Origin of the sequence: Sphingomonas lacunae (assembly GCF_012979535.1) — a bacterium.
Taxonomy (GTDB): domain Bacteria; phylum Pseudomonadota; class Alphaproteobacteria; order Sphingomonadales; family Sphingomonadaceae; genus Sphingopyxis; species Sphingopyxis lacunae.
Map to the genome: position 1 here is coordinate 2,508,945 of NZ_CP053015.1, position 13,183 is coordinate 2,522,127.

A 13,183-nucleotide genomic window follows, 5' to 3' on the forward strand; every position below is an offset into this window, starting at 1 on the left:
GCATATATGGGTGGGGGTCCCCCCTGTAAAGCCCTTTTGCCAATTTACAGAAAACGATGGGTTTTCAAATGCTTGGTGGGATAGCAGAGGGCGTTTTCCCGCTCTATCTGGTCCTCTACTTTAACCATTGCCCTGACAGCGGAGCATACCCCGCGATTCACCGACTCACCCCAACCTGGTCTCGAAATCCGCATAGCCGAATTCGCGAACCAGCCTGAGCTCGTCGCTGGCACTGTCCCACAGCCAGATCGACGGCAAAGGGACCCCATTGAACGTGTTGGTCTTGACCATCGAATAATGCGCCTGGTCAAGGAAAGCGAAGCGCTGTCCCACCGACGCGCCACCCGGCAAGCGGTAGTCGCCGATCACATCTCCTGCGAGACAGGACGGCCCACCAAGCCGCGTCGCAGGCACGGTGCTGTCCTCGCCTTCCTCTCCCAGCATGGCGGGTCGGTACGGCGCCTCGATGACGTCGGGCATATGGCAGGTCGCGCTGATGTCGGTGATGCCGATTGGCATGCCATTGTCGAACATGTCGAGGATTTCACCGACAAGGATGCCGGCATCAAGCGCAATCGCCTCACCCGGTTCGATCATAACTTCGCACCCGGTCTCGGCAATCACGCCTTTCAGGAAGGCAACCAGATCATCAACCTGATAATCGGCACGAGTGACATGGTGACCGCCGCCAAAGTTGATCCACTTTAGCTGATCAAAATGCGGAGCGAGACCGGGTTTGACCGCTTCCCATGTCCGCCCAAGAGGCGGAAAGTCCTGCTCGCACAAAGTGTGCATGTGAATGCCATCAACGCCGTCGAGGTGCTCAGCCTGCAACTGGCTGACCGGAAAGCCGAGACGGCTGCAGGGCGCGGCGGGGTCATATTTCGGCACTTCCCCTTCGCTGTGCTGGGGGTTGAGGCGCAGGCCAATATCGAACGTCTCACCCTTGGCCCGCAATTCGTCGAGCAGTGGGCGGAACCGCGCGATCTGGAACGGCGAGTTGAAGATGAGATGGTCAGAAAGAGCGGCAATCTCTGGCAGGTCTTCTGCCTTATAGGCGGCGCAATAGGTGGCAACTTCGCTGTGCTTGCCCGGCACGGCATAGTGCCGCCGACCAAGACGGGCTTCATAAAGCCCGGAAGCGCAAACGCCGTCGAGTGCCTCCGCCACGGTCGGGCCGAGCGCGAACATGGAAAACGCCTTGAGCGCCGCCAATACCCGTGCCCCCGACCGCTCCTTGATGTCGGCGAGCACGGCCAAATTGGCGCGTACCTTTGCCGCATCGACGACAAAGGCGGGCGAGGGCACACGGCTCAGCTGAAATCGGGCAAAAGCCCCGGGATCGCCGGCTTTGGTTTCCATCAGAACCCTACCGGCCCATCAAGTTCCTTCAACTGCCATGGCAGGCCATGCTGCATCAGCATGTCCATAAAGGGATCGGGGTCGAGCTGTTCGATGTTCCATACGCCCGCGCCGGCCCAAGTGCCGGTCACCATCATCGCCGCGCCGATCATCGCGGGCACGCCGGTGGTGTAGCTAACCGCCTGATTGCCGGTTTCGGCATAGGCGTCCTCATGATCGCAGATGTTGTAGAGGTAGAGTGTCTTTTCCTTGCCGTCCTTGCCAAGGCCGGTGGCGATGACACCGATGTTGGTCTTGCCCTTGGTTGTCGCGCCAAGGCTGGCGGGTTCGGGCAGCACGGCCTTGAGGAACTGCAGGGGGACGATCTCAACGCCATTGTAGATCACCGGGTCGATCCGCGTCATTCCGACATTCTGCAGCACAGTGAGGTGCTTGATATATTCGTCGCCGAACGTCATCCAGAAGCGGATGCGCTTGATCTCCGGCAAGTGCGTGGCGAGGCTTTCGAGCTCCTCATGATACATGAGGTACATGTTCTTGGGGCCGACGCCCTCAAAGTCGAAGGCGACCTTGGTCGACATGGCAGGGGTCTCGATCCACTCGCCATTCTCCCAGTGGCGCGCCGGGGCGGTCACTTCACGGATGTTGATTTCAGGGTTGAAGTTGGTTGCAAAAGCCTGACCATGATCGCCGCCATTGCAATCGAGAATGTCGAGCGTATCGATGCGGTCGAAATGATGTTTGCGCAGCCAGGTGGTGAAGACGCTGGTGACGCCTGGGTCGAACCCCGAACCGAGCAGCGCCATGCGGCCGGCTTCAACGAAGCGGTCCTGATAGGCCCACTGCCAGCTATATTCGAACTTGGCGACGTCAATCGGCTCATAATTGGCCGTGTCCATATAGTCGGCTCCGGCGGCGAGGCATGCCTCCATGATCGTCAGGTCCTGATAGGGCAGGGCAAGGTTGACGACGAGTTTGGGCTGCACCCGCTTGATCAGCGCCCTGGTTGCGGCGACATCATCGGCATCGATTGCATCGGTGGCGATGATCACGCCAGTACGCGCCTTCACCGATTCCGCGATGGCATCGCACTTGGACTTGGTCCGACTGGCGAGCGTGATGTCGCTGAAAATATCGGGGTTCATTGCCATCTTGTGGACGGCCACCGAACCGACGCCGCCTGCGCCGATCACCAACACCTTGGACATGAAATTCTCCTGCGTGCCGCGTTGCGGCTTGTCTTGCGTGGCACGCCCTATAGGACAGGGGCATGACAGAGCAAAGACCCGATCCACTCACCGATCCCGAGCGCTCACCGAGCCGCGAGGGTGTCTTGCGCGCAGCGGCCAAGGTTGCCGCCATCCTGCCGCCGACACCACTCTTGCCTCTCGATCTCGATGGCGTCACCATCTGGTGCAAGGCAGAGATGCTGCAACCCATCGGCGCCTTCAAGATCAGGGGTGCCTGGCACCGTTTGAGTGATCTTGATGAGGCGCAGCGCCGCACCGGGGTAGTCGGCGTGTCGAGCGGCAACCATGCCCAAGGGGTCGCTTGGGCGGCGCGGCGGTTGGGTATCCCGGCAACGATTGTGATGCCGAACGATGCTCCTCGGGCCAAATTGGCTGCGACGAGGGCATTGGGCGCCGAGGTTCTGCTTTACGACCGCCCCGGGGGCGAAGACCGCGATGCGATTGCACACAAGCTGATGCGCTCGACCGGTCGGACCTTGGTTCACCCCTTTGGAGATGTGTGGGTGATAGAAGGGCAGGGCTCACTCGGCATTGAGGCGAATGCACAGCTCAAGACTATGGTCGGCACTACATTTGACACGGTCGTGGCCTGTTGCGGCGGTGGCGGTCTGACTGCCGGCCTTGCGCTGGCATTACCTGATACTCGGCTGTTTGCGGTTGAACCGGAGGGTTGGGATGACGTGGGTCGTTCGCTGGCTACCGGTTCCATTCAGCATGTCGCTGATCCGACCCCTACAGCATGCGACGCCCTACAAACGCCATCAACCTACCCTATCAATTTCGCCGTTCTGCAAAGGCGCAACGTAACCGCGCTGACGGTTAGCGAGGCTCAAATCCGTAAGGCAATGCGCTTGGTGTTTGATCGGCTGCATTTAGTCGTCGAACCGGGCGGAGCGGCGGCGCTGGCTGCGGTCCTCGCAGGCAAGGTGGAGGTCGGCAAACACACGCTGGTCACTTTGTCTGGCGGTAATGTCGACGCAAACCACTTCGCGGCAATGCTGAAAGGGTCAGAATGAGCAGCGACATTTTGTTAGCTGGTGAGCATGATCATCAGGAAGTTATCGAGACACTTGCGTTGGCCTTTCAGGACGATCCAGCGCTCAGTTGGATCGTGCGCGACACAGAACGGCGAAAGGTGGCCCTGCGTGGCTTGTTCCGATCAGTGGTGCCAGCCGATGCAAAGGTCGGCAAGGTTGTGCGCTCAACAGGCGGCGAGGCTGCGGCCCTTTGGCGAGCACCTAGCCAAGCCGATTCGTCCTATACCGAGTTTGTTATTTCGATGCTGCCGATGCTCGCCGCATTCCGCACTGCGCTCCCGCGCGCGATGACTGTCTCCGACGGCATTACTGCTCATCGCCCCAAAGGCTCCTTTTGGTACCTGCACTATATTGGGGTTCGACCCGAACATCAGGGCAAAGGCTATGGCGGCCGCGTACTTCGCGAACGCATTGCAGCAGCGGATGCAGCCGGCGTGCCATGTTGGCTGGAAACCGCGACACCGGCCAATGTGGGATTGTATCAGCGTTTTGGCTTTACCATCGTCAACGAATGGGACGTCCCTAAGGGCGGGCCACATTTCTGGGGAATGATGCGTGAGGTTACCAACTAAGTGGGGCTGGGTGATGACTCCCGATCAAGCGAAGGCATTTTTGCGGAGAGATTAGGCCATGCTGCGGATAATTGCTCTTGTTTGGGTATATGCTGCGTGCTTGTTTCTGCCCGCTTGCAACCAGGCAAACACCGGCTCAGAATCGACTGAGCGGCACACCGTTGCAATCGAAGAGCCTGAGTTGCCTGCGCGCGAGGCATTACCGACGACGCGCCATCGCTTTGCCAATTGGCAAGGCGAATGGCTGGGGCCGGAAGGAATGTTTGTCATTATCACGCCGGTCGAGCCGGGATTGTACCAGCTGCAAATGCAGTCGGGATTGGATATGCTTGGGACCTATATTGGGGAAGATGACGTCCAAGGGATACGCTTTACCCGCAGCGGCGAGCAATTCATCCTGCGCGCAGCTTCTGGCCCAGAAACCGGCATGAAGTGGCTGGAACAGTCAAAGTCATGCCTGATGGTCCGGCAAGGTGAGGGGTACTGCCGGGATCGAGCCCGGCAATCAGCCGTATCAGGCGGCAGCCGCCTGCTGCATTTCCAACCGCTGCCAAATTTCGACCAGAGCAGCCGTCAGCTCTGTCATCATCTCTTCGGTATGACTGGGTCCAGGCGTAAAGCGAAGGCGTTCGGTCCCGCGTGGTACAGTCGGGAAATTGATCGGTTGTACATAGACGCCGTATTCAGCAAGCAATATGTCGCTGATCTTCTTGGCCTTGACCGGGTCGCCAACCATCAGTGGAACGATGTGCGTTACCGAGTCCATTACCGGCAGACCTGCCTCCCGGAATTTGGCTTTGAGCATGGCTGCGGCCGCCTGCTGGCCCTCGCGCTCAACGCTCGACGCCTTCAGATGGCGGACGCTCGCCAAAGCACCTGCAACCAGCACCGGCGAGAGCGACGTCGTAAAGATGAAGCCCGGAGCATAGCTGCGGATCACATCAACAATGACCTGATCGGCCGCGATATAGCCGCCCATGACACCAATGGCCTTGGCGAGAGTACCCTCGATAATGGTCACCCGATCTGCGACTTCATCACGATCCGTAATGCCTCCGCCACGGGATCCGTACATTCCCACAGCATGGACTTCGTCGCAATAAGTGAGGGCATTATACTTGTCCGCCAAATCACAGATTGCGGCTATGGGAGCAACGTCTCCATCCATGGAGTAGACGCTCTCAAACGCGATCAGCTTGGGCGCATCCGGGTCAGCAGCCTCAAGCAGCTCTTCCAGGTGGGCCAGATCATTATGGCGCCAGACCTGCTTCTCGCAGCCCGAATTCCGGATCCCGGCAATCATAGAAGCATGGTTGAGCTCGTCGGAAAAAATCACGCAGCCGGGTAGTATCTTGCCCAACGTAGCCAGAGTGGCTTCATTAGAGATATAGCCTGACGTGAAAAGAAGAGCCGTTTCCTTGCCATGCAGATCAGCGAGTTCAGCTTCCAACTCAACATGATAATGGGTATTGCCGCCGATGTTCCGCGTACCGCCTGAACCGGCGCCCACATTGTGAAGCGCTTCCTCCATAGCGGCCAAAACATCGGGATGTTGGCCCATGGCGAGATAGTCGTTGGAGCACCAGACCGTGATAGGCTTCGGTCCATTGTGACCAGCAAAGCAGCGAGCATTGGGAAATGCGCCCTTGTTCCGCAGAATGTCGATAAACACCCTGTAGCGACCTTCTTCGTGTAACCGGTCGATCGCCTTTTCGAAAACGCTCTTATAGTCCATGGCCCTGCCTGCCTGTTAACGCCTTTGCTGCAACGCGAGGCGATTACCGATAGTTGACCTTCAAAGCCAGTGAGAACGGCTATCAACAATGATCTCGATCAAAATTCGAATTCGGAGCTGGGATGGTGGCTAGCGTCAAACTGCCTGAAGCTCGGTAAAGCCCATCGCGGCGAAGGGTGCCCATACTGGCTTAATGGCAAGTGGGCCGCCATTGTTTATGACCAATCGGCGTGGTGATGATGCCGGCCATGGCTGCCCAAGCGTCAACTGCAAAATGCGCCGCGCTATACCGTCACCGCCATTGATGGTCTGAATATCGTTGGGAAACCCGACTTGCTTAACAGCTGCTTCGACAAGCTCGTCACGAACAAGAGGGAAGTGAGTGCAGCCCAAGACGATCCGATCAATCCAGAAACCCTTATCGTGCGCGTTCTCTAAACCCCGTATCGCATTGACATAGACCTGTGGGTCTACATACTGGCCGCGCATCTTTGCTTCGGCAGCAGCCACCAACTCGGGCGCGGCATAGCGAACGAGCAACTTCCCTTCGCAAAACTCTTGTTCCAGCCGATCGACATAAGGCTGTCGAATAGTCGCTTCTGTCCCCAGCAGACCAATCACCCCGGTTTCAGTTGATAGCGCTGCCGGCTTAATGGCAGGTACCGTGCCAACAAAGGGTGTATCAAGGGCAGCCCGGACATGTGCAAGCGCGATGGTTGACGCAGTATTACAGGCAATAACAGCAACGCGGGGGCGGAAGCGTTCTATCAACCGCCCGAGAAGCGCCGAAACCCGAGTCCCAATTTCGGCCTCGCTCTTTTCGCCATATGGCAATCCGAGATAGTCGGTAGCATAGACAATGGGTGCTTGCGGAAGCAGGGCAAGCGTTGGCCGCAACACAGAAACACCGCCAATACCGCTGTCGAAGAACAGGATGGGTGATTCAGGGGCGACAGGTTGCTGCACAGCGTCGACCTAGCCTAGCGGCAACCGGACAGCAATGCCGCTTGCCGCTCGCCATCCGCAGCGGCTAGACAAGGGCGAAGGTGAAAGAGGGGGTAGGAAGAGATGCTCGAGCAATGGCAAATGCCAATGATGATGCTGGCCGTTGGCTATCTCTTCGGGTCCATCCCCTTTGGGGTTATTTTGACGCGTCTGGGCGGCGCAGGGGATGTCAGAGCGATCGGATCGGGCAACATTGGCGCCACCAATGTCTTGCGGACGGGGCGTAAGGGTTTGGCCGCCGGCACCCTGATTCTCGATATGGCGAAAGGCTTGGCCGCAGTCTGGATTGCCCAATCAATCTCTCCTGACGACGCAATTATTGCCGGTGCCGGAGCCATTCTTGGCCATTTGTATCCGATCTGGCTCAAGTTCCACGGAGGCAAGGGTGTCGCCACGTACATGGGCGTCGCGCTGGCACTGGATTGGCGGATAGGGGCGATCTACGCGCTGCTGTGGATCGGTGTCATAGTGATAGGCCGGATCAGTTCGCTTGGTGGATTGGTTGCCGCTGTCAGCGTTCCGGTTGCAGCATGGGCGTTGGGGCATCCGTACTGGTTGCCTTTGCTTTCCGCGCTGACTTTGCTCGTACTTTGGAGACACAAGGAGAATATCGGGCGACTGCTCAGTGGTCGGGAACCCCGCATAGGCAAGGGCAGCGACGCGGCGGACAACGCTGGCTGAGCCCGGAGGGGGGAGGGACTGTGAGCAGCCTGCCAGCGGATGCGATTGACCGCCTGAGACTGGCACGTACGCATCGTGTCGGGCCGGTCAGTTATCGTCAGTTGGTTGCGCGATTCGGCAGCGCGACAGCGGCGATTGCGGCATTGCCTGATCTGGTGAGGCGGAGCGGAGGCCGTGCGGCGAAGGTTGCCGATCCAGTTGATATAGAGGCCGAGGTAGAGCGGGTACAGCGCCTTGGCGGAGAATATTTATTCGTTGATTCAGATAGTTACCCTCATCAGCTTGGCGAGTTGCAGAATGCGCCCATCGCCCTGATTGTCCGGGGAGACACCAAGCTGCTGAAAAAGCCGGCGATTGCCATGGTTGGTGCACGCAACAGTAGCGCCGCTTCCTGTCGCTTTGCTCGCCAGATTGCTGCCGAACTGGGTCAAAGCGGGCATGTCATCGTATCAGGCCTGGCCCGTGGAATTGATACGGCGGCCCACGAGGGTGCCATGGAACACGGGACCATCGGCGTCATAGCCAGTGGCCTCGACATAGCCTTTCCGCCCGAGAACAAGGCATTGCAGGACGAGATGGGTGAACGCCACCTCGTTGTCACAGAATATCCGCCGGGTACAGAGCCGCTCGCGAGACAGTTCCCGCACCGCAACCGCATCATCGCTGGCATGGCCCTGGGTACGGTGGTGGTCGAAGCGGCTCCTCGATCGGGCTCCTTGCTGACGGCACGCATGGCAACAGAGTCGGGCAGGGAAGTGATGGCCGTGCCGGGTCATCCCCTCGACCCGCGGGCGCAGGGCTGCAACCAGCTGATCCGCGAGGGCGCCACATTGGTACAGTCGGCCAGCGACATCATCGAGGCAGTCAGCCATATTGACCCGCGTGCCGCCAACCGCTTCAACGCCCCGCCGGCAGAACTCTTCGAGACCGGCGGCGCAGACCCGGACGATAGTGCGAGGAGCCTCCTGGTTGGCCTGTTGGGACCGGTAGCGGTCAGTGTCGACGAACTGGTCAGGCAGGCAGAGCTGCCTGCGCCCGTCGTGCAGATGGTCCTGCTTGAACTCGAACTGGCCGAGCGGCTTCAGCGACACGCCGCCGGGCGGGTTTCGCTGATCAGTTGAAGTCCTTCGCAGCCTGAACGAAGGCGAAAGGGAGAGTTCACAACCAGTTCATTGCGCCGGGTTGATCATGATCTCGCATCAACAGGGGATGTGCCATGCACCGCTGCCAAGCCGTTTCACTCGCCGTCATTGCCGCCATGCTGTCGGGCAGCATCGCCGGCCCCGTCGGCGCCACGCCACATATCCAGCACGTCGATGAGGGCCAAGGATATTGCCGGACACCGGCGGCCCTGCCGTCGCTCGGCGCCGAAGTGCAACAGCAGCAGCCGCGCACCAACCGCCGTGGCGGCTATATCGATCGGCGTGGCGTCGAAGGACCAGTGCCGATGGCAGTGCCTGCCCCGCCGCCACCGCCGCCGCCTCCCCCACCACCGATGGCATCACCCGCTCGCGGAGATACAGCAGAGTCCGCCAGCGCCGACATTGTGATGACCGGAACAACCGTGCGGGCAGCCCCTGTTCCCGGCGCGGCAGAACCGCCTGCGGCTGCGAGCGGGCGAGTGGCATCACCTACTTCGATCATTCCGCCGCGTCCCCGGCCCCAGCTCCAACCGCAGGCCGGCTTGCTGACCGCAGGCGAGCATGACGATCTGCTCAATCCACAGCTTTACGCGCGCTATGTCGAGCAATCCAATCTGGGCCAGCGCATCCGCGATCTGCCGCGGGTCGACACTGACCGGGTCCTCACCGTTCGGGTCACGGACAATCGCGGACGGCCAGTGCCCTTTGCGGATATCCGCGTCACCTGTTCCGACGGCAACGCCATCACCCTCAAAACACAGGCTGATGGCAATGTCGCCCTGTTCCCCGACCTCGACCGGTTGAGCCCGATGGTGCGGATCGGTGCGAGCCTGAACGGCCGTTCGATGGGGCGTGCCCTGTCTGTTGAGGTGCAGAACCGGGCAGGTGGCCAGCAGGTCAATTTCCAATCGCCGACAGCGGCCATCACGGCACAACGGCTCGACCTTGCGCTGGTGATCGACACCACCGGCAGCATGGGTGACGAAATCACCTATTTGCAGAGAGAACTGGCCAGCATTGTCAATGCCATCCGTCGCAGCCACCCCGGTTTGGACCTGAAGGTCGGCTTCGTCTTCTACCGCGATATCGGCGATGACTATGTCACGCGCACGGTGAACTTTGACGGTAATATCAGCCGGGTTCAGGCATCTTTGGCGCAGGAGCGCGCTTTTGGCGGCGGGGACTATCCCGAAGCCATGGATCAGGCGTTGATCCGGGCTGCCGGGCTCGGCTGGCGCCCCGATGCGGTCAAATCGCTGCTGCTGGTGGCTGACGCCCCGCCGCACGACGACCTTTATGGCCGGACCTGGAATGCCGCCGAGCATTTGCGCGCGCAGCGCGTCCACATCACACCGGTGGCAGCGTCTGGCGTGGCCGATGAGGCGGAATATGCGATGCGGGCGATGGCAGCACTGACCCAGTCGCGCTATCTGTTCCTCACCGACGATAGCGGCATCGGCAATCCGCACGCACCGCCTGCTATCGACTGCTATTATGTCTCCCGCCTTGACGCCCTGTTGCGCCGCGTGATCGACAGCCAGTTGAGTGGCCGGAGGATCGCTCCCGCTGACAATGAGGTCATCCGTGAGGTCGGGCGGCAGGACAATGGCCGCTGCATCCTCCCTCCCGATTGGCAGCAGCCGAAATGACAGTCTGGCAGCGCCGCCTGTACCTGGGGCGGACCGCCTTTGTCGGCGAAGCCTGGAACGACCGGATCAGCAGCTATATATCCGCCTGCAGCTGAGGCTGCCAAAGTGGCTCCACGGCCCGCTTGACAGGGGCGCTTTTCCCCCGCCACCCTCGCGCGTACGTGTAAGGGTCATCAGGAAGCGCTGTTTTTCATGCAATTGGTTGTCGTCGAATCACCCGCCAAGGCCAAAACCATCGAGGGGTATCTGGGTCGCGATTTTCGCGTTCTCGCCTCTTATGGTCACATCCGTGACCTGCCACCCAAGGATGGATCGGTTGATCCCGAAGCGGGCTTTGCCATGTCTTGGGAGACTTATCCCGACAAGGCCAAGCGGCTGAAGGAGATTGCCGACCTTGCCAAGACGGCCGACCGCCTGATCCTCGCCACTGACCCTGATCGCGAGGGGGAGGCAATCAGCTGGCACGTTCAGGAGGTGCTGCGCGCCAAAAAGGCCCTGCCGTCCAAGGTCGACCGGGTGACCTTCAATGCCATAACCAAGGCGGCGGTGACTGAGGCGATGGCACATCCCCGCGCACTCGATGATGACCTGATTGACGCCTATCGCGCGCGGCGTGCGCTCGACTATCTCGTTGGCTTCACCCTCTCTCCCGTGCTCTGGCGCAAGCTGCCGGGGGCCAAGTCGGCGGGGCGGGTGCAATCGGTGGCACTGCGGCTGATCGTTGACCGCGAGCGCGAGATCGAGGCGTTCAAACCGCAGGAATATTGGTCGGTCATTGCCCGCATGGAGCAAGGCGGCACGCCATTTGTCGCTCGCCTCGTTCGCTTCGAGGGCAGCAAGATCGACCGGCTGACAATTGGCGACGGGGCCACCGCTGATCGCGCGAAAGCGGCTGTCGAAGCCGGGCATTTCACCGTGCAGTCGGTCGAGGTCAAACCGGCGATGCGCAACCCGCCGCCGCCCTTCACCACATCAAGCCTGCAACAGGAGGCGGCGCGCAAGCTGGGCTTTTCGGCCAGCCACACGATGCGCGTGGCGCAGGGACTCTATGAGGACGGCCTGATCACCTATATGCGGACCGACGGCGTGCAGATGGACGGCAGTGCCATTGCTGCAGCCCGCGCGGCCATCGCGCGGCGCTTTGACGGGGGCTATGTTCCGGACAAGCCGCGCCATTACCAGACCAAGGCGAAGAATGCGCAGGAAGCGCATGAGGCGATCCGTCCGACAGATTTCGGGCGTGAACGCGCCGGGTCCGGTGACCATGCGCGCCTATATGAGCTGATCTTCAAACGGGCACTGGCCAGCCAGATGGCGAGCGCGCAGCTGGAACGCACCGCGGTTGAACTGGTCGAGGCCACGGGTCGGCACGCCCTGCGCGCGACGGGGCAGGTGATCCGCTTTCCCGGCTTCCTCGCCCTCTATGAGGAAGGGCGCGACGATGTGTCAGGCGAGGATGAGGACAGCCGTCTGTTGCCGCCTCTGCGTCAGGGCGATGTGCCGGCCAAGCATGGCGTAGATGCCGAACAGCATTTCACCCAGCCGCCGCCGCGCTTTTCCGAGGCGAGCCTCGTCAAGCGGCTTGAGGAACTGGGCATCGGTCGTCCGTCAACCTATGCCTCGATCCTGCAGGTGCTCAAGGACCGGGCCTATGTGCGGCTCGACAAGAACCGTTTCCATCCCGAGGAAAGCGGGCGGTTGCTCACCGCGTTCCTCGAACGCTTCTTTGAGCGCTATGTCAGCTATGACTTCACCGCCGGGCTTGAGGATGAGCTAGACGATGTCTCGGGCGGACGGGCCGACTGGCAGGCGGTGCTCGAAGCCTTTTGGCGGGATTTCAAGCCGCGTACCGCTGAGGTGATGGAGCAGAAGCCATCGGATGTGACGGCGGCGCTCGACGAATTTCTCGCCCCTTGGCTGTTCCCTGATCTGGGCGATGGCAGCGACCCGCGCGCATGCCCGAAGTGCGAAGCCGGACGGCTGGCGTTGCGTGGCGGCAGGTTCGGCAGCTTCGTCGCCTGTTCCAACTATCCAGAGTGCAAGTTCACACGGCCCTTTGCGCAGGGTGGTAGCGACGCTGCCGAGGGTGGCGACGAAGCGCTGGGTACCGATCCCGACAGTGGACTGGAGGTAACGCGCAAGGCGGGGCGGTTCGGCCCCTATGTGCAGCTGGGCGATGGCAAGGAAGCAAAACGCAGTTCGATACCTGCCGATGTCGCGAACTCGCTTGATCTCGAACTGGCGCTGCGCCTGTTGGCGCTGCCGCGCGAGGTCGGCACGCATCCCGAAAGCGGCAAGGTGATTGCCGCCGGGCTGGGGCGCTATGGCCCCTATCTGCTGCACGATGGCAAATATACCAAGCTCTCCTCGACCGAGGATGTGCTTGAAATCGGCATGAATGCGGCGGTGACACGGATCGCCGAGGGCAATGCGCGGGGTGGCCGACCGGCCAAGGCGGCAGGCAAGGAGTTGGGCGCGCATCCCGACAGCGGCGTGACAATCAAGCTGCTCGACGGGCGCTTTGGTCCCTATGTCAGCGATGGCACAACCCATGCGACACTGCCCAAGAGCGCCGACAAGGATGCGGTGACGCTTGAGGAAGCGGTTGAGCTTATCAACGCCAAGATCGCCAAGGGCGGTGGCAAGCCAAAGAAAAAAGTTGCTGCTAAGAAGGCTCCAGCAAAGAAGGCTACGGCAAAGAAGCCGGCAGCTAAGAAGGCGGCGGCGAAAAAGGACGGCTGAACGCCGTC

General features: G+C 60.7%; 10 protein-coding genes. 6 read left to right on the forward strand and 4 right to left on the reverse strand.

Annotated features, from left to right (window positions below):
* Window positions 1-165: 165 nt before the first annotated feature.
* Complete coding sequence (locus tag GV829_RS12020) at window positions 166-1,362, reverse strand: carboxynorspermidine decarboxylase (protein ID WP_169946977.1); 1,197 nt, start codon at window positions 1,360-1,362, stop codon at window positions 166-168.
* A complete protein-coding gene (locus GV829_RS12025; RefSeq protein ID WP_169946979.1) occupies window positions 1,362-2,570 on the reverse strand; it encodes a saccharopine dehydrogenase family protein in 1,209 nt (402 codons plus the stop codon). Before GV829_RS12025 ends, GV829_RS12020 begins: the two co-directional genes overlap by 1 nt.
* A 62-nt stretch (window positions 2,571-2,632) precedes the next feature.
* On the opposite strand from GV829_RS12025, the gene GV829_RS12030 reads away from it, so the two are divergent.
* Both GV829_RS12030 and GV829_RS12035 read left to right on the forward strand, forming a co-directional pair.
* Window positions 2,633-3,628, forward strand: coding sequence for a threonine ammonia-lyase (locus tag GV829_RS12030; RefSeq protein WP_169946981.1), 996 nt, complete (start codon window positions 2,633-2,635; stop codon window positions 3,626-3,628).
* Window positions 3,625-4,221, forward strand: a complete 597-nt coding sequence (locus tag GV829_RS12035) for a GNAT family N-acetyltransferase (RefSeq protein WP_169946983.1) — start codon at window positions 3,625-3,627, stop codon at window positions 4,219-4,221. Before GV829_RS12030 ends, GV829_RS12035 begins: the two co-directional genes overlap by 4 nt.
* Window positions 4,222-4,735: 514 nt before the next feature.
* On the opposite strand, the gene hemA is transcribed toward GV829_RS12035, so the two are convergent.
* Entirely contained in the window at window positions 4,736-5,956 is a 1,221-nt protein-coding gene (hemA, locus tag GV829_RS12040; protein WP_169946985.1) for a 5-aminolevulinate synthase, read from the reverse strand.
* Between the two features lie 135 nt (window positions 5,957-6,091).
* On the reverse strand, window positions 6,092-6,922 hold the full coding sequence (murI, locus tag GV829_RS12045; protein WP_169946987.1) for a glutamate racemase: 831 nt from the start codon (window positions 6,920-6,922) through the stop codon (window positions 6,092-6,094).
* A gap of 126 nt (window positions 6,923-7,048) precedes the next feature.
* Here murI and plsY point away from each other — a divergent pair, with 126 nt between their 5' ends.
* From plsY to topA, 4 genes are all read left to right on the forward strand, one after another.
* A complete protein-coding gene (gene plsY, locus GV829_RS12050) occupies window positions 7,049-7,642 on the forward strand; it encodes a glycerol-3-phosphate 1-O-acyltransferase PlsY (protein ID WP_425505415.1) in 594 nt (197 codons plus the stop codon).
* Between the two features lie 20 nt (window positions 7,643-7,662).
* Window positions 7,663-8,763, forward strand: a complete 1,101-nt coding sequence (gene dprA / locus GV829_RS12055) for a DNA-processing protein DprA (protein ID WP_246202868.1) — start codon at window positions 7,663-7,665, stop codon at window positions 8,761-8,763.
* Between the two features lie 95 nt (window positions 8,764-8,858).
* Window positions 8,859-10,433, forward strand: a complete 1,575-nt coding sequence (locus tag GV829_RS12060; protein ID WP_169943249.1) for a vWA domain-containing protein — start codon at window positions 8,859-8,861, stop codon at window positions 10,431-10,433.
* 192 nt (window positions 10,434-10,625) lie between these two features.
* Window positions 10,626-13,175 (forward strand): type I DNA topoisomerase, encoded by a 2,550-nt coding sequence (gene topA, locus GV829_RS12065; protein WP_169946989.1) that lies wholly within the window; start codon window positions 10,626-10,628, stop codon window positions 13,173-13,175.
* The last annotated feature ends 8 nt before the right edge of the window (window positions 13,176-13,183 follow it).

Coding starts and splice junctions, on each gene's coding strand:
- GV829_RS12025 (WP_169946979.1), bottom strand. CDS start 2,570: ATGTCCAAGGTGTTGGTGATCGGCGCAGGCGGCGTCGGTTCGGTGGCC.
- plsY (WP_425505415.1), top strand. CDS start 7,049: ATGATGATGCTGGCCGTTGGCTATCTCTTCGGGTCCATCCCCTTTGGG.
- GV829_RS12020 (WP_169946977.1), bottom strand. CDS start 1,362: ATGGAAACCAAAGCCGGCGATCCCGGGGCTTTTGCCCGATTTCAGCTG.
- topA (WP_169946989.1), top strand. CDS start 10,626: ATGCAATTGGTTGTCGTCGAATCACCCGCCAAGGCCAAAACCATCGAG.
- GV829_RS12030 (WP_169946981.1), top strand. CDS start 2,633: ATGACAGAGCAAAGACCCGATCCACTCACCGATCCCGAGCGCTCACCG.
- GV829_RS12035 (WP_169946983.1), top strand. CDS start 3,625: ATGAGCAGCGACATTTTGTTAGCTGGTGAGCATGATCATCAGGAAGTT.
- hemA (WP_169946985.1), bottom strand. CDS start 5,956: ATGGACTATAAGAGCGTTTTCGAAAAGGCGATCGACCGGTTACACGAA.
- GV829_RS12060 (WP_169943249.1), top strand. CDS start 8,859: ATGCACCGCTGCCAAGCCGTTTCACTCGCCGTCATTGCCGCCATGCTG.